The following is a 19727-nucleotide window of genomic DNA, read 5'->3' as shown; positions in this document are numbered from 1 at the left end:
CGCGTTCCGGGGGAGCCACCCATGCGCATCACCAACGCCTATTGCATCGTCACCTCGCCGGGGCGCAATTTCGTGACGCTGAAGATCGTCACGGACGAGGGCGTGTACGGCATCGGCGACGCCACGCTGAACGGCCGTGAACTGGCCGTCGCCTCCTATCTCAACGACCATGTCATCCCGTGCCTGATCGGCCGCGATCCGCAGCGGATCGAGGATATCTGGCAATATCTGTACAAGGGCGCCTATTGGCGGCGCGGACCCGTCACCATGTCGGCCATCGCGGCCGTGGACACAGCATTGTGGGATATCAAGGCCAAGGTGGCGGGCCTGCCGCTCTATCAGTTGCTGGGCGGGAAAAGCCGTGACGGGGTCATGGTCTATGCCCATGCCAATGGCCGCGACATCGAGGAGGCGCTGGACCGCGTCGATTACTACCGGGAGAAGGGATTCAAGGCCATCCGCGTGCAGACGGGCGTGCCCGGCCTGGACAAGGTCTATGGCGTCCAGAAGGGGGAGGCGTATGAACCCGCCATCCGGTCAGCCGCCCCCGACGAGACGCTGTGGGCGACCGAGCCCTATCTGGATCATGCGCCCCGGCTGTTCGAGGCGGTGCGCGACCGGTTCGGCTGGGATCTGCACCTGCTGCACGATGTGCATCACCGCCTGACCCCCATCGAGGCGGCGCGGCTGGGCCGGTCGCTGGAACCCTTCCGCCTGTTCTGGATGGAGGACCCGACCCCCGCGGAAAACCAGGAGGCCTTCCGCCTGATCCGTCAGCACACGACCACGCCCATCGCCGTGGGGGAGGTGTTCAATTCCATCCATGATTGCCGGGAACTGATCCAGAACCAGTTGATCGACTATATCCGCGCCACCGTGGTCCATGCCGGCGGCATCACGCATCTGCGCCGTATCGCCGGCCTGGCCGAACTCTACCAGGTGCGGACCGGCTGCCATGGTGCGACGGACCTGTCCCCGGTCTGTATGGGGGCGGCCCTGCATTTCGACACCTGGGTCCCGAATTTCGGGGTGCAGGAATACATGATCCATTCGGCGGAAACCGACGCCGTGTTCCCCCATGCCTACAGCTATGCCGACGGTGCCCTGCATCCGGGCGAGGCGCCGGGGCATGGCGTGGATATCGACGAGGAACTGGCCGCGAAATACCCCTATACCCCCGCCTATCTGCCGGTGGCCCGCCTGCGCGACGGCACCATGTGGAACTGGTGAGGCCAAAGCGGGGGCCATCGCCCCCGCCGCCAGGGGCCGGTGAAGAGTGATTTGTAAGGTCGCGCGCGCGGGGAGGGTTGAGTGGCCCGCCGCGCCGACCGGTTTCGAGTAGCCAATCCCGCAACGCTGCCGCCGGCGCCCGATGGGCCGGTGAAGCCCCCGCTTTGCCTGAAGGAACGCATCCGCATGCCCACGGACAAGAGCATAGGCCGGCGCTGGATCGTCGTGGCGCTGCTGTTCACGGCCACGATCATCAACTATGTCGACCGGCAGATGCTGGGGCTGCTGAAGCCGTCCCTGTCGGAGGAGTTCGGCTGGACGGAGACGGATTACGCCGACATCGTCTTCGCCTTCCAGGCCGCCTATGCCGTCTTCTACCTGCTGTTCGGGCGGTTCATCGATGTCATCGGCGCGCGCTGGGGCTATGCGCTGGCCTTCACGGTCTGGAACCTGGCCCATATCGCGCATGCCGCCGCCGCCACGCTGGTCCAGTTCATGGTTGCCCGCCTGTTCCTGGGTGCAGGCGAGGCGGGGAATTTCCCGGCCGGGCTGAAGGCCGTGGCCGACTGGTTTCCCCGGCGCGAACGGGCCCTGGCCGTGGGCATCTTCAATGCCGGGGCCAATATCGGCGCCATCATCACGCCGCTGATCGTCCCCGTCATCGCCTATAAGTGGGGCTGGCAGGCGGCGTTCGTCATCACGGGCGTGCTCAGTTTCGGCTGGCTGGTGGCGTGGCTGGCTTTCTACCGCACGCCCGAACAGCATCCGGGCGTCAGCCCCGCCGAACTGGCCCATATCCGGTCCGACGCGGCGGAGGCGCCGGGCAAGGTGGCCTGGGCGGTCCTGTTGCGCCGGCGGGAGACCTGGGCCTATGCGCTGGCCAAGTTCCTGACCGACCCTGTCTGGTGGCTGTTCCTGTTCTGGCTGCCCGACTTCCTGCACCGGTCCTATGGGCTGGACCTGAAGGGGTTCGGGCCGCCGCTGGTGGCCATCTATATCCTGTCCGATGTGGGGTCGGTGGCCGGCGGCTGGTTCTCGTCCCGCCTGATGCGGGGCGGCATGGGGGTGAATGGCGCCCGCAAGCTGGCCATGCTGGCCTGCGCCGCCTGCGTGCTGCCCGTCATCTTCGCCACATCGGCGGAAAGCCTGTGGCTGGCCGTGCTGATCCTGGGACTGGCCACGGCCGGGCACCAGGGCTTCTCCGCCAACCTGCTGACGCTGCCGTCCGACCTGTTTCCCCGTGCCGCCGTGGCGTCCGTGGTGGGCATCGGCGGCATGGCCGGGGCCGTCGGCGGCATGCTGATGTCGAAATTCACGGGCTGGGTGCTGGATACGTCCGGCAGCTACACGCCCATCCTGCTGGTGGCGGCGGGGGCCTATCCGCTGGCCCTGCTGGCCGTCCACATCCTGTCGCCGCGGCTGAAACAGGCGGCGGTCGGCAACGGGTGACGGGCCGGTTCATCCCGCCACCCCACCGGTACCCATGACCCGCCCAGAGCGGGGCCATGGCGCCCAAAAATGGTAGCGCTATCAAAAACCAAGCGCTGGAACCCGCACGTGATCAGCCAAGCGCGGCCCGCAGCGGCCGCCTCAAAAGGGAGGGAGTGAACATGCGTGAGCAAACAGACCGGACCGGCCGTGCGGCCGGACGGGGCCGGGGGATGCCTGTCAGGGCGATGCTGCTGGTGGCGACCTGCCTGTCGGCGGGCGCCATGCTGCCGGCCCAGGCCCAGACCGTGACGGGCGGTGCCGGTGCCGACACGCTGGAGGAGATCGTGGTCACCGGCTTCCGGTCCAGCCTGGCCAACTCCACCAACGCCAAGCGCAACGCCACCGGCTTCCAGGACGCGATCTTCGCGGAGGACATGGGCAAGTTTCCCGATACGAACATCGCGGAAAGCTTCAACCGCGTTCCCGGCATCACCATCGCCCGCGAGGTGACGGGCGAGGGGCTGAACATCGCCATCCGCGGCCTGGGCACCAATTTCACCCGCGTGCTGCTGAACGGCGCCCCCGTGGCCGTGGCATCGACGGGCCGCACGGACGCCCAGAGCACGAACCGCGAGGTCGACCTGGACATGTTCCCCACGGAACTGTTCACGCAATTGACCGTATCCAAGTCGCCCCAGGCCAGCATGGTCGAGGGCGGGGCGGCCGGCACGGTCGACATGCGCAGCGCCCGCCCGTTTGATTATGATGGCCAGCGCGCCAGCTATTCGCTGCAGACGACCAAGAGCAGCAAGGCCGGCAAATGGGGCGGCCGCGGTTCCTTCCTGGCGTCGGACACCTGGGGCAAGTTCGGGGCGCTGGTCGGCGTCGCGGCCGTGCGCAATCATGTCAGCACACCGGGCTTCGAGACGATCGGCTGGACCAACGCCAACCTGACGGCGGCACAATGCGGCGGCGCCTCCCACTGCATCACGGGCACCGGCAGTACCAGCATCGGCGGCAACAACTGGTCCATCCCCGGCACGGTGCCGGCCAATGCCGGCAATGGCCTGACGACGGGCGCCACGCTGGACCGCGCGGCGCTGCTGGCCCTCAATCCCGGCCTGACGATCGAACAGATCGACAATGCCATGATCCCGCGCCTGGGCCGCCCCGCGGAGATCTTCGGCCGGCGCGACCGCGTCAATTCCGTCGCCTCGTTCGAACTGCAGGCCACCGACGACCTGCATTTCTTCCTGGACGGCATGTATGGAAAGAAGGCCAACGACCTGCAGCGTGTGGACATGAACTGGGTCGGCCGCAACGGTGCGGCCATCCCGCTGAACATGAAGGTCGATCGTGACGATTGCTCGCTCGGCTGCGTGGTGACGGAGGGTACCTTCGCCAATTCCCAGTTCTTCCTGGAATATCGTCCCTTCATCGAGGATACCGAGTTCTGGGGCATCAATCCGGGCTTCGATTACCAGATTACCGACAATCTGAAATTCGATGTGCAGGCCAATTACACCAAGTCCAAGTTCCACCGGGAATCGCCCACCTTCCTGGTGCTGACGCCCGCCAATTCCGGTGTCACGGTCGAATACAGCAATGATGGCGGCATCCCCAGCATCGTGCCCAACGTGGACCTGAATGATCCGGCCCAGTTCGGCTGGCCCGGCGGCCGCGTGAACATCCAGGACGAACGCCGCGAGACCCGGACCAAGGGCGTGCGGGGCAACCTGACCTGGGGTGACAGCGATCTGAACCTGCGGGTCGGCGCTGCCTGGGACGATGTTTCCCGCTATATCCGCGCCTATGACAACAGCGACGCTTGGCAGGCCGCCGTTTGCGGCAACAACCCGTCGGTCTTCATTCCCCGGCCCAACAGCCAGCCGCCCTGCAACGGGCTGAACCAGCCCGGTGCGGCGCCCGCCGGCTATCCGACATATCCGGGTTATGGCACGGGCTACACGGCGGGGGCGTCCGGCCAGATCAGCTATGGCGGATCGCTTATCCCCAACAGCGCGATTGCCAGCTATCTGCGTCCGGGCAAGTTCGGCTTCGTCACCGTGGACTGGGACCGGTTCAAGGCCGACAGCAAGTATGACCAGTTCCATGGCGACGCCCCGGAATCGGGAGCGTCGAATACAGGCGCGTCCGGCGGCTTCATCTGGGAGAAGACGCTGGGTGCCTATGGCGAGGTGAACGGCATCCAGGAGGTCGATGGCAACAACCTGCGCTTCAATCTGGGCCTGCGCTGGGTCCAGACCGACCAGAAGGTCGGCGGCCGGGTTTCCCTGACCGATCCCCGCAACACGCCGGTGGCGGGGGGGCCGTCGCTTCCCGACGGTGCGCAATATCCCTCCATCGTCAATGTCGTCTATGTGAAGAACACGTATGACAATTGGCTGCCCTCGGCATCGGCTGCCTATAATGTCGCGGATAATGCCGTGGTCCGCGCGGCCCTGTCCAAGACCATGACCCGCCCGGACCCCAATGCGCAGTTGCCGGGCCTGAATTTCAGCACGCCGTCGGCCGATGTCGGCTCGGTCGGCAATTCGGCCCTGTCGCCCTATATCTCCGAGAATATCGATCTCGGCTTCGAATATTATACGGGCCGTGAGGGCTATATCGGTGTCGCGGCCTTCCGCAAGTCGATCACGGGCTTCACCGTCAATGGTTCCCGCACGGTGGCGTTCGGTGCCCTGGCCCAGTATGGCGTCACCTACGAGACGCTGACGGCAGCCCAGAAGACCGCCATCGATGCCCGCGGCGGGCCGGGGTCGGCCACCGTCGTCCTGCAGCAGCAGGTCAATGCCGAAGGCCGCCTGACGGTCAACGGGCTGGAATTCAACTGGGTGCAGCCGCTGGACTTTCTGCTGGAAGACGTGGTGCCGGGCCTCGGTTTCCTGGCCAATGCCACCATCATCGACCAGAAGGGCAAGGGTGCCGCCCCCGCCGTGGCCATCGGCGTCGCGGATTACACCTACAACGTCACGGCCTATTACGAACATGGCGGCATCTCGGCCCGCATCTCGCAGACCTTCACCAAGGGATCGCAGTCCAGCGGCACGAACCAGAACGGTATCGGCCGGGCCGCGATCTTCAGTGACGATTACCGTCAGTGGGATTTCTCCTCCAGCTTCGACCTGGACGAACTGACAGGTTCCAAGGGACTGCCGCAACTGACCTTCGACGTCATCAACCTGACGGCATCGGAACAGCGCAGCTACTTCCAGTTTGAAAACGCCACCTTCACATCTTACAAGCCCGGCCGCACCTTCCTGGTCGGCCTGCGCGGCCGGTTCTGACCGGACCGGCTTTCCATTTCCCTGCCAAGCCTTGGGGGGCGGTGCCACACACCGCCCCCCTTCTTTATCCGCGGGGACGATGGCGCCATCTGATGGCGGGATCAGGCGGTGGGGTGCTGTTCAAAGCCCGACGGGCCGGGGTCGGCCGCTTCCGACACCTTGACATTGATGACGATGGCCGAGGGGGGACCCCGCCAGCAGGCATCCAGCATGGCATCGACATCGGCGCCATGGCCGGCGAACAAGGCCTCCACGCTGCCATCGGTCCGGTTGCGGACCCATCCGTCCAACTGCCGGGCACGGGCCTGCTCCACGGTCCAGCCGCGATACCATACGCCTTGGACTCGTCCCGTGACGGTGACGCTGACGGCGCGCCGGTCTTCCATGTTGTTCGCCACTTTGTCTCGCATCATTGGCGCCTATCCAGCCTGCTGGCGCCCGGCTTGTCAATCATGCTCGCCAAGGCCGGGATTCTGGGGCAGCATGGCAGCGGATGCCGCTTGTCCGGAGGAGGGCCATGACCGCCAGCCTGATCCGTTCCGCCAGCCCCGCCGATGCCGCGGGCATCGCCGCCGTGCATGTCGAAAGCTGGCGCGCCACCTATCCCGGCATGCTGCCCGACCGCTATCTGGTGGGCCTGTCGACCGCCGTTCATGAACGGCGCTGGCGCGGGCTTTTGCAAGGGCCGCCACAGCGCGGCCGCCGCACCTTCGTGGCCCAGGCCGGGGGTGAGGTCGTCGGCTTCGCCTCCTGCGGGCCGCAGCGCACGGGCCTGCCCGGTTATGGCGGGGAGTTCTACGCCGTCTACCTGCTGGACCGGGTACAGGGCCAGGGGCTGGGCCGCCGCCTGCTGGGGGCGATGGCGCAGGGGTTGCTGGCCGACGGGCGCGGGGCGGCCGTGGTCTGGGTGCTGCGCGACAACCCGTCGCGCTTCTTCTATGAACGGCTGGGGGGGGCGCTTCTGGCCGAACAGCCGCTGTCCTTCGCCGGGGCCCGGCTGACCGAATGCGCCTATGGCTGGGCCGACCTGCTGCCCCTGGCCCGCTTGGCCGCCGACCCGCCGGTCAGTGGCTAAGCAGATTTTCCGAACGCCGCCCACAGATGGGCGGGCTCGGAAAATCTGCAAACCATGGAGTCGGCAGGTTCCTCCAGGCCGGGCCATGTATGGCCGATCTGGAGGAACCTGCTTAGGAGGTGTGGACTTCTCAGAAGGACGCGACGGACAGCAGCCCGTCCAGGTCCAGATGGGTTTCCACCGCCGCGGCGCAGGCATCCAGGGCCGCCTCCACCGCCTGCCCGTAGGACAGGGCGGAGGTGACGCCATGGCCGGCCAGGAAATGCCGGCGGAAGCTGTCGGCCGCGAACAGGCCATGGATGTAGCAGCCGGCGATACGGCCATCGGCGGACACGGCCCCTTCCGGCCTTCCGTCCGCCAGGCGCAGCAGGGGGCGTTCGCGGGCGGGGCCATCCGTCAGGCCGACATGCATCTCGTAGCCGGTGAAGCCGTGACCGCCGGAAAGATCCGTACCGGCCACAGCCTGCAGGGTCTTGGCGCCCGTCAGCATGGTATCGACCTCCAGCCAGCCCAGCCCGTCGACGCTGCCGGCGGGCCCCTCGATGCCGCCGGGATCGGCGATGCGACGGCCCAGCATCTGATAGCCGCCGCAGATGCCCAGCACGCGGCCGCCGCGCCGGATATGGGCGCACAGATCCACGTCCCAGCCCTGGGCGCGCAGAAAGGCCAGGTCGGCCATGGTGGCCTTGGTGCCCGGCAGGATGACGAGGTCGGCATCCCCCGGCAGGGCGCGGCCCGGCGGCACCATGGTCACGGCCACCCCCTGTTCCAGGCGCAGCGGGTCGAAATCGTCGAAATTGGCGATGCGGGACAGCATGGGCACGGCGATGCGCAGCCTGTGTCCGCGGCCCGCGTCACGCCAATGGTCCAGCACGACCGCATCTTCCGCCGGCAAGCGGGCGGCGGCCGGCAGGAAGGGCAGCACGCCGAAGCCCGGCCAGCCCGTGCGGCGCACGATTTCCGCCAGCCCGTCATCGAACAGGCGGATGTCGCCGCGGAACTTGTTGATGATGAAGCCCCGGATGGCGGCGCGGTCGGCGGCGTCCAGCACGGCATGGGTGCCGACCAGGCTGGCGATCACCCCGCCCCGGTCGATGTCGCCGGCCAGGATCACGGGCACGCCGGCCGCCAGCGCGAACCCCATATTGGCGATGTCGCGGGCGCGCAGGTTCACCTCGGCCGGGCTGCCGGCCCCTTCCACCAGGATCAGGTCGGCCCCGTCCCCCAACCGCTGGAAGCTGTCCAGCACGGCCGGCAGCAGCGTGCCGCGGCGCTGTTGGTAGTCGGCGGCCTGGGCCGTGCCCGTCATCCGGCCCTGTACCACCACCTGGGCGCCCGTGTCGCTCTGGGGCTTCAGGAGCACGGGGTTCATGTGGACGCTGGGCGCCACGCGGGCGGCGCGGGCCTGCAGCGCCTGGGCCCGCCCGATCTCCCCGCCATCGGCGGTGACGGCGGCGTTGTTGGACATGTTTTGCGGCTTGAACGGCCGCACGGCCAGCCCCCGGTTGCTGAAGGCCCGCGCCAGCGCGGCCACCAGCAGCGACTTGCCCACATCCGATCCCGTGCCCTGGATCATCAGGGCACGCGGTCGTGCCTTGGTTTCCGGCGCCATCAGGGCACCTCCTTCAAGGTCAGGGGCAGGCCTGCGGCCATGAACAGCACGCGCCGCGCGATGGCCGCGACATCCTGGTTCAGCCGTCCGGCATGGTCGCGGAACAGGCGCGACAGGGCGTCGCCGGGCACGATGCCCAGCCCCACTTCGTTGGCGACCACCACGGTGGGCACGGGCAGCAGGGATAATGTCCCCAGCAGCAGGCGGCATTCGGCCGGCACGTCGCGGCCGGCCAGGATGATGTTGGTCAGCCACAGGGTCAGGCAATCGATCAGCACGGGTCGGCCTGTGCCGCCGGCTGCCGACAGGGCGCCGGCCAGGTCCAGCGGCTCCTCCACAGTCACCCAGCCGGGTATGCGGCCGGCGCGGTGGTGGGCGATGCGGTCCGCCATCTCCGCATCCAGGGCGCGGGCCGTGGCGATATAGGTCCAGGGGCCGGGCAGGCCCGTGACCAGGCTTTCGGCCATGCGGCTCTTGCCCGACCGGGCGCCGCCCAGCACCAGCGTCGGCCCTGCCGTCACGGTGCCGGCCCGCCGGCCGGCATGTCCAGCCGCCGCCAGGGCAGAGCATAGGGCATGCCCTGATGCCCGCCACGCAGCAGCTCCACGCCATAGACCTGTTCGATGATGCCGCCATTCAGCAGGGGGACCGGGGGGCCGTCGGCCGCGACCCTGCCGTCGGCAGACAGAAGGCACAGGCGGGTGCAGTGGCGCAGGGCCAGCGACAGGTCGTGCAGCACGACGATGACGGCCATGCCGCCGCGTGCCAGCGCGGCCAGCAATTCCATGACCTGAAGCTGGTGATAGGGGTCCAGCCCGGCCGCCGGCTCGTCGGCCAGCAGGATGTCGGGTTCCCCCGCCAGGACGCGGGCCAGCATGACCCTGGCCCGTTCCCCGCCCGACAGTTTCAGCACGTTGCGGCCGGACAGCGCTGTGACGTCGCACCGTTCCATGGCGCGGGCGATGGCCGCCCTGTCAGCCGCCGTCTCCCCGCTCCACGGGCCGGCCCAGCCATTGGCATGGGGCAGGCGCCCCAGCGTGACCACGCGCTCCACGCTCAGCGGCCAGTGGCAATCGGCGCCCTGTTCCAGGAAGCCCAGCCGCCGGGCCCGCTGCGCCCGTGTCCAGGAGCCCAGCGGCTGGTCGTCCATCAGGACGGACCCGCCATCGGGTGTGGCAAGCCCCGCCATGATGGACAGCAGCGTGGACTTGCCCGCCCCGTTGGGGCCGATCAGGCCCACGCATTCCCCGCCCGTCACGGACAGGCCGGCACCCGTCAGCACCGGCCGGCCACCCCGCCGCATATGGATATCGAGGGCGGCCAGCCGCGTCATGGCACCACCCCTGTGCCATCCCAGGCGCCGGCAGCGGCGGCGGGCAGGGACCGGACGGGGGCGGTGCCGGGCCGCATCAGAAGGTCACCGTCACGCCGCCATAGGCCGACCGGCCCGGCGCACGGTAGGACCGGACCTCCTGATAGTCCTTGTCCAGCAGGTTTTCCACGCGGCCGAACAGGCTGAACCGGTCGGACACCCGCCAGCGGGCCGTGGCATCCACCACGGTGGAACCGGCCAGGATGGGGGAGGTGGCCGCGGCGGTGTCACGCTGCTTGCCGGCATAGCGCAGAGCCGCCCCCAGATCGATCCCGTCCACCAGTGTCCAGTCGATGCTGGCGTTGAAGCTGTCCTGCGGCCGGCGCGGCAGGTCGCGGCCCGTCAGCCGGTCCTTGGCGTCCAGATAGGTGTAGTTGGCCTGGATCAGCACGGCTTCCACGGGGCGCGCCTGGAAGCTCACCTCCACGCCCTTGGTCCGGGCGCTGGCCACGTTCACATAGGCGCTGGTGAAGCCGATCATGTTGTCATAGGTGTTGCGGAACAGGCTGGCCCCGAACGACAGGCGCCCGTCCAGCAGCTTCTGCTCGAACCCGACATCGACGCCCTTGCCATCCTCGGCCTGCAGGCTGGCATTGCCGTACCAGGGGGCATAGAGCTGGTAGAGCGAGGGCGCTTTGTTGGCCGTGCCGTAGGAGGCGCGCAGCACCGTGCCCGTGGCCGGCACCTGATAGGCGCCCGTGATGCGCCAGGTGGCCTCGGTGCCGAACTGCTCATGGTCGTCGATGCGGCCGCCCAGGGTCAGGGTCAGATCATCGGTCACCGCGGCCAGATACTGGGCGAAGGCGGACTTGGTCACAACCTTGTCGTCGATGTCGGTCGTGGTGGCCGTGGCCGTCGTATTGACGATCTTGGCGCTTTCCTCATCGACCGACAGGCCGATGGTGGCGACATCGCGGTCGCGCAGGCGCAGATTGCCCTGATAATCCAGCGCCTTGCGCCGGCTGTCATACTGGGAGAAGCGGTACCAGCCCGTCGGCTCGTCGAAATCGCGGTCCGTGCTGGCATAGGAGGCGGCCAGGCTGTTCTCGAACGCGCCGCCCAGCAGGGTCAGATTGGCGGCCGCGCGGACGTGCCAGTCCTCCTTCTCCAAGGCCGCGTCGCCGTCGGCGGCGAACGGATCATACTCGCTGTCCAGCCAGGACCAGCCGGCATTCAGGTCGAAGCGCAGCGTCTCCGACGCCTGATAGCCGACGCGGCCCGACACCGACCGCGCGTCGCTGCCATCCTTCTCGTTGCCCACGAAGGTGCGGGAAAAACCGTCGGTGTGGTAGTTGCTGGCCGTCAGGGCGTATGAGACATCCTGTTGCGCGCCCGTCAGCGACGCCTGCTGGCGGAAGGTGCCGAAGGCGCCGCCTTCCAGCGTGGCGCGCAGCGTCGGGGCGCCGGTGCCCTGGCGCGTGATGATGTTGATCACGCCGGCCATGGCGTCATTGCCATAAAGCGCGCTCTGCGGGCCCTTCAGCACCTCGATCCGGTCGATATCGACCGTCGACAGGCTGGCGAAGTCGAACTCGCCGCCGGTGGTGGAGGTGTCGTTCACCTCCACGCCATCGACCAGCACCTTGACCATGCCGGCTTCCGACCCGCGCAGCCGCAGGGTGGAGGTGCTGCCGAAGCCGCCCGAACGGGAAATGGAGACGCCGGGCACGCGCTTCAGCATGTCCAGCACCTGGACCTGCTGGCGCCGCTCGATCTCGGCGGCATCCACGATATCGACCGTGCTGCCTACCCGGTCCTGGGCGGTGGGCACGCGGTTGGCCGACACGATGATCTCGGCCACCTGCACGGGCTCGCCCTGTTGCGCCAGGGCGGCGGGCACGCACAAGGTGGCGCCGGCGCACAGCAGCGCACGGCGGAAAAGGTTATTGGCAGACACTTCGCACCACTCCGTTCCGTTCATCGACGAATTCGGATGGCGTGCGCCGGGCGCGGCTGTTCCTGACCGGAACGGCTGGCCGCTTGTCGAATGCATGTCCCGGTGCCGGGGCCGTCCGGCCCCTTCTTCCCCTGGTTCACCCGCGCACTCCTTCCGAAGCGCCAGCGCGAAACGGTGAACCGTCCCATCGGGGCACCCCGCCCAATGGCCGCGCGACGCATTGCCGATGGCAGGTCTCCTGGCTTGCGGGTCGCGGAGCTGCCCGGCCTTCCCAGTTTCCCAGTGGCCATGACGGGCATTTCTCGCCGCTTACAGTTGCGGGGGCAGCCGTGGCATCGACACCCTTGCGGGCGTCCCACCACGTTCCCTTTTCACCCCTTTCGAGGAACCATCGATGGCCCTCCCTTATCGCGGCTGTGAAAAGGGCGCAAGCGGCGATCCCCCATTCCCGCCATGCCGGAAACGGACATGTGGCACAATGGTGACGGCACGGATAAAAGCGCCAGCGGCCGGTAGCCGACAGGGACCGGGACATACGATCGAAGGTGGTATTTTTCGTGATCCTGCCCGCAAGATGACGGGTGAGCCGGCGGCATGCCCACCATTCCCCGCCGGCCGCAAAGCACATGGATGCAGTCACGTTTCCCACCGGATTTTAAGGGGAATGCCTATGATCCTGTCGCTGCGCTCCTCCTTGAAGACACGCCTGGTCCTGTCGGGGATCGGGCTTTGCCTGGGTCTGGGCCTGGCACTGACCATCGGTGCGGCCGTGCAGTCCCACCGCACCGCCGGCGAGCAGGTCCGCCAGGCCATGGCGGAATCCACGACAGGCTTCGCGCTGATCGCTGCGGACCTGATCGCCAAGGCTGTCGACAACGCCCATATCGTGAATGCCCAGGTGGAAGGCGGCCTGCGGTACGAGGGTTTCTCCCGCGCGATGCTGTCCGCGCAGGTCGCCGCGGCCGTGGCAGCCAATCCCGACATCATCGGCGTGACCACGGCGTTCGAGCCGAACAGCTTCAATGGCGATGACAGCACGGGCATCGGCGTGCCGGGGGCGGATGCCGCGGGGCGCTTCGTGCCTTACTTCTTCCGGGGGGCCGACGGCACGATCGGCACGGAGTCGCTGGTCATGACGGTGGAGGCCGGGATCAAGGAATGGTACCTGGACCCGCTGGCTGCCAACCGCACCATGCTGACCGTGCCCTATCTCTATCCGATCGAGGGCAAGGAGGTGCTGCTGGTCACCGTCAGCACGCCCATCCGCCGTGACGGCCGGCCCGTGGGCATCACCACCACCGACATGGCGCTGACCGCGCTTCAGCAGCAATTCGCCGCCTTTCGGCCGCTGGAGCGGGGCGATGTCCGGCTGCTGGCACAGAATGGCCATTGGGTCGTGCATCCCGACGGTGCCCGCCTGAACAGGCCGCTGGACGATAAGGGGCTGGCCGATCTGGTGGCGCAGGCCCGCCGCAACGGCCGCCCCACCCATGACACGCTGATGCTGGACGGGCAGGAGCGGCTGGTCTTCGCCACGCCGATCACCTTTCGCGGCGTGCAGGAACAATGGATGCTGGTCACCAGCGTGCCGACCGCCGTCATCCAGGAGGCGCTGCTGCGCAGCGTGGGCACGCTGGCCACCATCAGCCTGGTGCTGATCGCCATGGCCGCCGGCCTGTTCGCCTGGCTGGGCAACAGCCTGGCCCGGCCCATTCTGTCGCTGACCGCCGCCATGGCCGGCGTGCGGCGCGGCGACCTGGCGAGTGCCATTCCCGGGGCCGACCGCGCCGACGAGATCGGGCACATGGCCGAGGCGGTGGCCGCCTTCCGCGACGGGCTGGCGGCGGCGGAGCGGCTGCGCGCCGAGGCTGCGCGCAAGGAGGCGGAGACGGAGGCCAAGCTGCGGGCCGACCGTCTGGCACTGGCCGACCGGTTCGAGCGGGAGGTGGGCGCCCTGCTGCGCGCCGTGGCCGGCAATGCCGAGCGCATGGTCGATCAGGCCCGGCAGATGTCGGCCGATTGCGCCGACACCCAGCAGAGCGCCTCGATCGGCGCTTCTGCCGTGACGGAGGCGGCGTCCAACGTGCAGACGGTGGCGTCGGCGGCCGAACAGTTGCGCGCGTCCATCACGGAGATCGGCACCCAGGTCCAGATGTCGGCCACCATCGCCGCGCGTGCCGAAGAGGAGGCGGGCGGGGCCAGCACCACGGTCGATGCCCTGACCCGCAGCGCCGAGCGCATCGGCGACGTGGTCGGCCTGATCAGCGACATTGCCAGCCAGACCAACCTGCTGGCCCTGAACGCCACGATCGAGGCGGCCCGCGCCGGGGCGGCGGGCAAGGGGTTCGCCATCGTGGCGGCAGAGGTGAAGAACCTGGCGACCCAGACCGCCAAGGCCACCGACGAGATCGCCGAGCTTGTCGGGTCCATCCGCGGCAGTTCGGGCGATGCCGCCCGCGCCATGAACGGCATCATCGCCACCATCCGCACCATCAACGAAACGGCGACCGCCATCGCCGGCGCCGTGGAACAGCAGACCGCCGCCACGCAGGAGATCGCCCGCAACGTGAACGAGGCGGCCGGCGGCACGGACGACGCCTCGCGCGCCATCCAGGGCATCGCCGACAAGGTGCTGGCCGTGACGGAAGCCGCCGCCACGGCGCTGGACAATGCCAGCAAGGTCCGCGACAGCGCCGGGGCCGCCGATCAGGAGGTCACGCGCTTCGTGGCGCAGGTGCGGGAGGGATAGGTGCGGGCCCAGGGCCGAAGCCGAAGCCCATTGCACGGGCGGGTGCAGAACGGGTAATACCGTTTCCCGGTGATCGCCACCGATCACCGGGCTGCAATCGCCAGCGCCCCCGTCCGTGGGCTCGGGGCTACTGTGGGCTCGGCTATGCGCCAGGTGGCGTGCGGCGGCCGTCGCCGCCATACCGGTTCGCCCCGCCCCGCCCTTACAGGTGACTGCCCGCCCCATGCGCTTTCTGCACGCCGCCGACATCCATCTGGACAGCCCGCTGCTTGGCCTTGCCGCCCGCGCCGGAGAGCGGGCGGAAAAGCTGGTGGGGGCCACGCGCCGCGCGTTGGTGCGGCTGGTCGATACCGCGATCGGAGAGCAGGTGGCCTTCCTGGTCATTGCCGGCGACCTTTACGATGGCGACTGGCGCGACTTCATGACGGGCCTGTTCTTCGCGGCCCAGATGGCCCGGCTGGAAAGGGCCGGCATCCAGGTCTACCTGCTGCGCGGCAATCATGATGCGGAAAGCACGATGACGCGGCGGCTGGCCCTGCCGCCGAACGTGCATGTCTTCGATCACCGGCGGCCGGAAACCTTCCGGCGGGAGGATCTGGGCGTGGCGCTGCATGGCCGCAGCTTCCACACCCGCGATGTCACCGACAATCTGGCGCTGTCCTATCCGCCACCGGTGGCGGGCTGGCTGAATATCGGCGTGCTGCATACGGCGCTGGAAGGCCGGCCGCCGCATGCACGCTATGCCCCCTGCACACCGGCCGACCTGAAGGCCAGGGGGTATGATTACTGGGCGTTGGGCCATGTGCATGAGCGTGCCGTGCTGGACCGCGACCCCTGGATCGTCTTTCCCGGCAACCTGCAGGGCCGGCACGCCAACGAGGCGGGACCCAAGGGCGCCACGCTGGTCACCTGTGCCGCGGGCCGCATCGCGGACGTGGCGCACGTGGTGCTGGATGATGTGCGCTGGGCGCGGGTGGAGGTGGACCTGACGGGGTGTGGGGATGACCTGGACCTGGCCGACCGCGTGGCCGGCGCGCTGACGCGGGCCGTGCAGGAGGCGGGGGACCGCACCCTGGCCGTGCGGCTGGTCCTGTCGGGCGCCACGCCCCAGCACCGCCGGCTGAAGGGCGATCCGGCCCGGCTGGCGGCGGAAATGGAACTGGCGGCGGCGCGGGCCGGCGGTGACATCTGGATCGAGAAGGTCGCCACCCGGACCCGCGACATGGCCGAAGGCCCCGCCCTGCCGGGCGACGCCCTGTCGGAACTGGCCGACAGCCTGCGGGTGCTGAAGGACGACCCGCAGGCGCTGGCCCCGCTGATGGAGGATATCGGCCAGTTGCGGGCGCGCCTGCCCGACCGCGCGGTCGAGGCGCTGGGGCTGGAGGGGGAAGGCGCGCTGGCCGCCCTGCTGGACGATGCCGAGGCCCTGCTGCTGGACCGGCTGGCGGAGCGGACCTGATGCGTATCGACCGGCTGGATCTGGAACGCTACGGCCATTTCGAGGGGACGAGCCTGGACCTTTCGGATGGGAAAGCCCGGCTGCATATCGTCCATGGCCATAACGAGGCCGGCAAATCCACGACCCTGCAGGCCATCTGCGACCTGCTGTTCGGCGTGCCGGAGCGGTCGCGCCTGGGGTTCCGCCACGGCAACAGCGCGCTGCGCATCGGTGCCGCCCTGCGCCTGCCCGATGGCCGCGTGCTGGAGGTGAAGCGCCGCAAGGGCCGCACGGCCACGCTGCTGGACGGCGACGGCGTGGCGCTGCCCGACACCGTGCTGGCCCCATTGCTGGGCGGCATCGACCGCGCGGCGTTCGAGCGGCTGTTCGGCCTGGATCATGAAAGGCTGCGGGCCGGGGGCGAGGCCATGCTGCAGGCCGGCGGCGATCTGGCCCGCACCCTGTTCCAGGCCGGCAGCGGCCTGTCGGATCTGAATGACCGCCTGTCCCGTCTGGCCCGCGATGCCGACGAGATCGGCAGTCCCCACCGGCGGCAGGCCGGCAAACCCCTGTGGCAGGCCATCGACGCCCAGGCCGCCGCCGCGGCCCGCATGCGCAGCGAGGCCACGAAGGCCGAGGCGTGGGAGGCGGCGGAGGGCGCCGTCACCACGGCGCAGGCGCAACTGGCGGCCATCCGCGCCGCCCTGGCCGAGGCGCAGCGGACCCGCAGCCGGCTGGAGCGGCAGCGCCGCGTCCGTCCGCTGCTGGCCCGGCTGGACGAACAGGCCCGCCTGCTGGCTGCCGAGGGGGAGGGGCCGGACCTGCCCGATGATCTGGCCGACCAGTGGCGCCGGGCGGAAACCCACCTGATGACGGCCAGCCGGCAGGCCGAGCGGGCACGGGAGGAGGCGGGGGCCGCCACCGAGGCCCTGGAGCGGGCCGGGGAGGTGCCGGCCCTGCTGTCCCTGGCAGCCCGGATCGAGGCGTTGTACCAGCGGCAGGGGGAGATCGCCAAGGCGCGGGCCGACCTGCCGCGCCGCCGGCAGGAGCGCGACATCACGGCCGCCCGGCTGGAACAGGCGGCCCGCGATATCGGGCTGGATACCGACGATGCGGCCCGGCTGTCGCAACGCCAGCCCGACCGGCGGCTGGTGGCGCGCATCCGCGACCATATCCGCGCCCATGCAAGGCTGGACCAGGCCCTGGCCGATGCGCACCGCCGGGCGGACGCGGCGGCGACGGCCGCGCGCCAGGCCGACCGCCAGCCCGTGCCCGACGCCCCGGACCCCCGCGATCTGGCCCGCGCCGAGGCGGCACTGGCCGCCGCCCAGCGGCCGGGGGCCGTGGAACTGCATCTGGACCGGGCCGAACGCGCCCTGGCCGAGGGGGAGGCGCGCATCGCCCGGATGCTGTCGCGGCTGGGCCGTTTCCAGGGCACGGCCGCACAATTGGCAGCGCTGCCCCTGCCCGCCATGGATGCCGTGGAGACCCAGCGCCAGCAGGAGACCGCCTTGGAGAACCGCCGCCAGCGGCTGGAGGCGGACGCCCGCGCCATCGCGGAGGAGGGGCAGCGCCTGCGCCGGTCCTTGCGCGAACTGGCCGAGGGCGGGGAGGTGCCGACGCCGGCCGCCATCGCCGATGCCCGCCGCCATCGCGACCGGCTGTGGGCGGGCCTGCGGCCGCATCTGGACGGGCCCACCACCGCCCCGGCCGATGCCGTGCCCGGCTTCGAGCAGGCGCTGCACGGGGCCGACCGGCTGGTCGACCTGCGGGAACGCGAGGCCGCCCGCGTGGCCAGCTATATCCGGGCCGAGAGCGACCTGGCCGCCCTGATGGAGCGTGAGGCCGCCCTGGCGCGCGAGCAGGCGGCGCTGGAGGCCCAGGGCACGGAGATGGCGGCGCGCTGGCAGGCCCTGTGGGGCCCGGCGGGCGTCGGCCGGCCCGGCGCCCCGGCAGAGATGGCGGCCTTCCTGACCCAGGCCGATGCGGTCATTGCCGCCCATGCCCAGCAGGCGGAGCAGCGCGAGACGCTGGCCGCCCTGGCCGCGCAGGCCGGGCAATGCATGGATGAATTGCGGCAGGCGCTGGCCCTGTGCGGTGTCGCCATACCCGGCGACCAGCCGCTGGCCCGGCTGCGCGGGGAGGCGGAAGCGGCGGTGGCCACGGCGCGGCAGGCGCTGGAGGCCGCAACCCGCGTGGCACAGGAACGGCAGCGCGCCCGCGATGCGCTGGAGGCGGCGCGGGCGGAAAGCACCCAGGCCGAGGCGGCGATCGACGCCTGGCGGCAAGCATGGTCGGCCGACATGGACGCCATCGGCCTGCCCGCCGATGCCGGCCCGGCGGAGGCGGAGGCCGCCCTGCGCGGCTGGGAGGATATCGGCAGCGAACTGCGCCATCTGGCCGATCTGGATCACCGTATCGCGGCACTGGAGCGCGATATCGGGGGCCATGGGGCGGAAGGGGCGGCGCTGGCGGCGGCGGCGGCGGCCTTTTCGCCCGGCCTGGACCTGGATGTCGCGGCCGATGCCGTGCCCCGCGCGCTGTTCGCGGCGCTGGCCGCGGCGCGGGAACAGGCGGCCCGGCGCGACCTGCTGGCCGAGCGTCAGGCCCGCGCCGCCGAGGCGCTGGAGGCGGCGCTGCTGGCCGAAAGGCGGGCGGGTGAGGCGCTGGCCGATCTGCGCTGCCTTTACCGGCTGGCGGAGGGGGCCGACGTGCCGGCCCTGGTGGCAGCGGCTGCCCGGCGGCGGGCGCTGGTGGCGCAGGGGGCTGCCCTGAGGACCGAACTGGCCCAGGCCGGCGATGGCCATGACCCGGAGCAGTTGCGCGTGGAGGCCGATGCCGCCGACCCCGATGCCCTGGCCGCCGACGCTGCCGCCCGCACGGCGGAGATCGAGCGCCTGCAGGGTGAACTGGCCGACATGTCGGCCCGGCTGCGCGATGCCGAACGCGGGCTGGACGAGATGCGCGGCCGCGCCGGCATCGGCGGGGCGGCCCAGGACGCGGCCGATGCCGCGGCGCGGGCTGCCGAACTGGCCGGCCGCTGGCTGCGGCTGCGCGCCGCGGCCCTGCTGCTGACCCAGGCCGTGGAGCGGTATCGCGACCGCAACGAGCATCCCTTGCTGCGGCGGGCGGGGACCATCCTGGCTGCCATGGCGGTCGGCGGCGGCAACCCCGTCACGCGGCTGAAGGTGGATTACGGCGATGCCGACCATCCCGTGCTGGTCGGCGTGCGCCGGGATGGCGCCGACGCGCAGGTGGAGGATATGAGCGAAGGGCTGCGCGACCAGTTGTTCCTGGCCCTGCGCATCGCGGCCGTGGAGGCGCATGTCGCCCGCGCCACCCCGCTGCCCTTCATTGCCGACGACCTGTTCATCACGTCCGACGAGCGCCGCACCCGCGCCGGCCTGCTGGCGCTGGCCGAACTGGGCGGGGTGACGCAGGTGGTGCTGTTCACCCATCACCATTATGTGGTCGATGCCGGGCTGGAAGCGCTGGGCGACGGCGTGCGCATCCACCGGCTGGGCTAGGGCCGGGACGGCCTAAGCAGGTTCCTCCAGATCGGGCCACACATGGCCCGGTCTGGAGGAACCTGCCAACTCCATGGTTTGCAGATTT

At 69.9% G+C, this 19727-nt stretch carries 12 protein-coding genes and 1 riboswitch; of the genes, 7 read left to right on the top strand and 5 right to left on the bottom strand.

The window, feature by feature from the left end:
* The first annotated feature begins 21 nt into the window (after nucleotides 1-21).
* From manD to ABC728_RS00595, 3 genes are all read left to right on the top strand, one after another.
* On the top strand, nucleotides 22-1230 hold the full coding sequence (gene manD, locus ABC728_RS00605) for a D-mannonate dehydratase ManD (RefSeq protein ID WP_416621416.1): 1209 nt from the start codon (nucleotides 22-24) through the stop codon (nucleotides 1228-1230).
* Nucleotides 1231-1416: 186 nt separating this feature from the next.
* A complete protein-coding gene (locus ABC728_RS00600) occupies nucleotides 1417-2679 on the top strand; it encodes an MFS transporter (RefSeq protein ID WP_445376292.1) in 1263 nt (420 codons plus the stop codon).
* 161 nt (nucleotides 2680-2840) lie between these two features.
* Nucleotides 2841-5969 (top strand): TonB-dependent receptor, encoded by a 3129-nt coding sequence (locus ABC728_RS00595; protein ID WP_416621414.1) that lies wholly within the window; start codon nucleotides 2841-2843, stop codon nucleotides 5967-5969.
* Between the two features lie 101 nt (nucleotides 5970-6070).
* Here ABC728_RS00595 and ABC728_RS00590 read toward each other — a convergent pair whose 3' ends face one another.
* Entirely contained in the window at nucleotides 6071-6379 is a 309-nt protein-coding gene (locus ABC728_RS00590) for an acylphosphatase (protein WP_416621447.1), read from the bottom strand.
* A gap of 107 nt (nucleotides 6380-6486) precedes the next feature.
* Between ABC728_RS00590 and ABC728_RS00585 the strand changes: the two genes are divergently transcribed.
* Nucleotides 6487-7044 (top strand): GNAT family N-acetyltransferase, encoded by a 558-nt coding sequence (locus ABC728_RS00585; RefSeq protein WP_416621413.1) that lies wholly within the window; start codon nucleotides 6487-6489, stop codon nucleotides 7042-7044.
* Between the two features lie 130 nt (nucleotides 7045-7174).
* Here ABC728_RS00585 and ABC728_RS00580 read toward each other — a convergent pair whose 3' ends face one another.
* The 4 genes from ABC728_RS00580 to ABC728_RS00565 all read right to left on the bottom strand — a co-directional run bounded on the left by ABC728_RS00580 (nucleotide 7175) and on the right by ABC728_RS00565 (nucleotide 11925).
* Nucleotides 7175-8656, bottom strand: coding sequence for a cobyric acid synthase (locus tag ABC728_RS00580; protein WP_416621412.1), 1482 nt, complete (start codon nucleotides 8654-8656; stop codon nucleotides 7175-7177).
* On the bottom strand, nucleotides 8656-9177 hold the full coding sequence (gene cobU, locus ABC728_RS00575) for a bifunctional adenosylcobinamide kinase/adenosylcobinamide-phosphate guanylyltransferase (RefSeq protein WP_416621411.1): 522 nt from the start codon (nucleotides 9175-9177) through the stop codon (nucleotides 8656-8658). Before cobU ends, ABC728_RS00580 begins: the two co-directional genes overlap by 1 nt.
* Nucleotides 9174-9989, bottom strand: a complete 816-nt coding sequence (locus ABC728_RS00570) for an ABC transporter ATP-binding protein (protein WP_416621410.1) — start codon at nucleotides 9987-9989, stop codon at nucleotides 9174-9176. The genes cobU and ABC728_RS00570 overlap by 4 nt, the downstream gene beginning before the upstream one ends.
* A 76-nt stretch (nucleotides 9990-10065) precedes the next feature.
* Nucleotides 10066-11925 (bottom strand): TonB-dependent receptor plug domain-containing protein, encoded by a 1860-nt coding sequence (locus tag ABC728_RS00565; protein WP_416621409.1) that lies wholly within the window; start codon nucleotides 11923-11925, stop codon nucleotides 10066-10068.
* Nucleotides 11926-12136: 211 nt separating this feature from the next.
* Nucleotides 12137-12333: riboswitch (cobalamin riboswitch) on the bottom strand.
* Between the two features lie 256 nt (nucleotides 12334-12589).
* Here ABC728_RS00565 and ABC728_RS00560 point away from each other — a divergent pair.
* The 3 genes from ABC728_RS00560 (at nucleotide 12590) to ABC728_RS00550 (ending at nucleotide 19639) form a co-directional block, all read left to right on the top strand.
* On the top strand, nucleotides 12590-14674 hold the full coding sequence (locus tag ABC728_RS00560; protein WP_416621408.1) for a methyl-accepting chemotaxis protein: 2085 nt from the start codon (nucleotides 12590-12592) through the stop codon (nucleotides 14672-14674).
* A 223-nt stretch (nucleotides 14675-14897) separates the two neighbouring features.
* Nucleotides 14898-16133, top strand: a complete 1236-nt coding sequence (locus ABC728_RS00555; RefSeq protein ID WP_416621407.1) for a metallophosphoesterase family protein — start codon at nucleotides 14898-14900, stop codon at nucleotides 16131-16133.
* Nucleotides 16133-19639, top strand: a complete 3507-nt coding sequence (locus ABC728_RS00550) for an AAA family ATPase (RefSeq protein ID WP_416621406.1) — start codon at nucleotides 16133-16135, stop codon at nucleotides 19637-19639. The genes ABC728_RS00555 and ABC728_RS00550 overlap by 1 nt, the downstream gene beginning before the upstream one ends.
* The last annotated feature ends 88 nt before the right edge of the window (nucleotides 19640-19727 follow it).

Source organism: Niveispirillum fermenti, from assembly GCF_052474395.1.
This window is presented reverse-complemented; position numbering and strand designations above follow the sequence as displayed.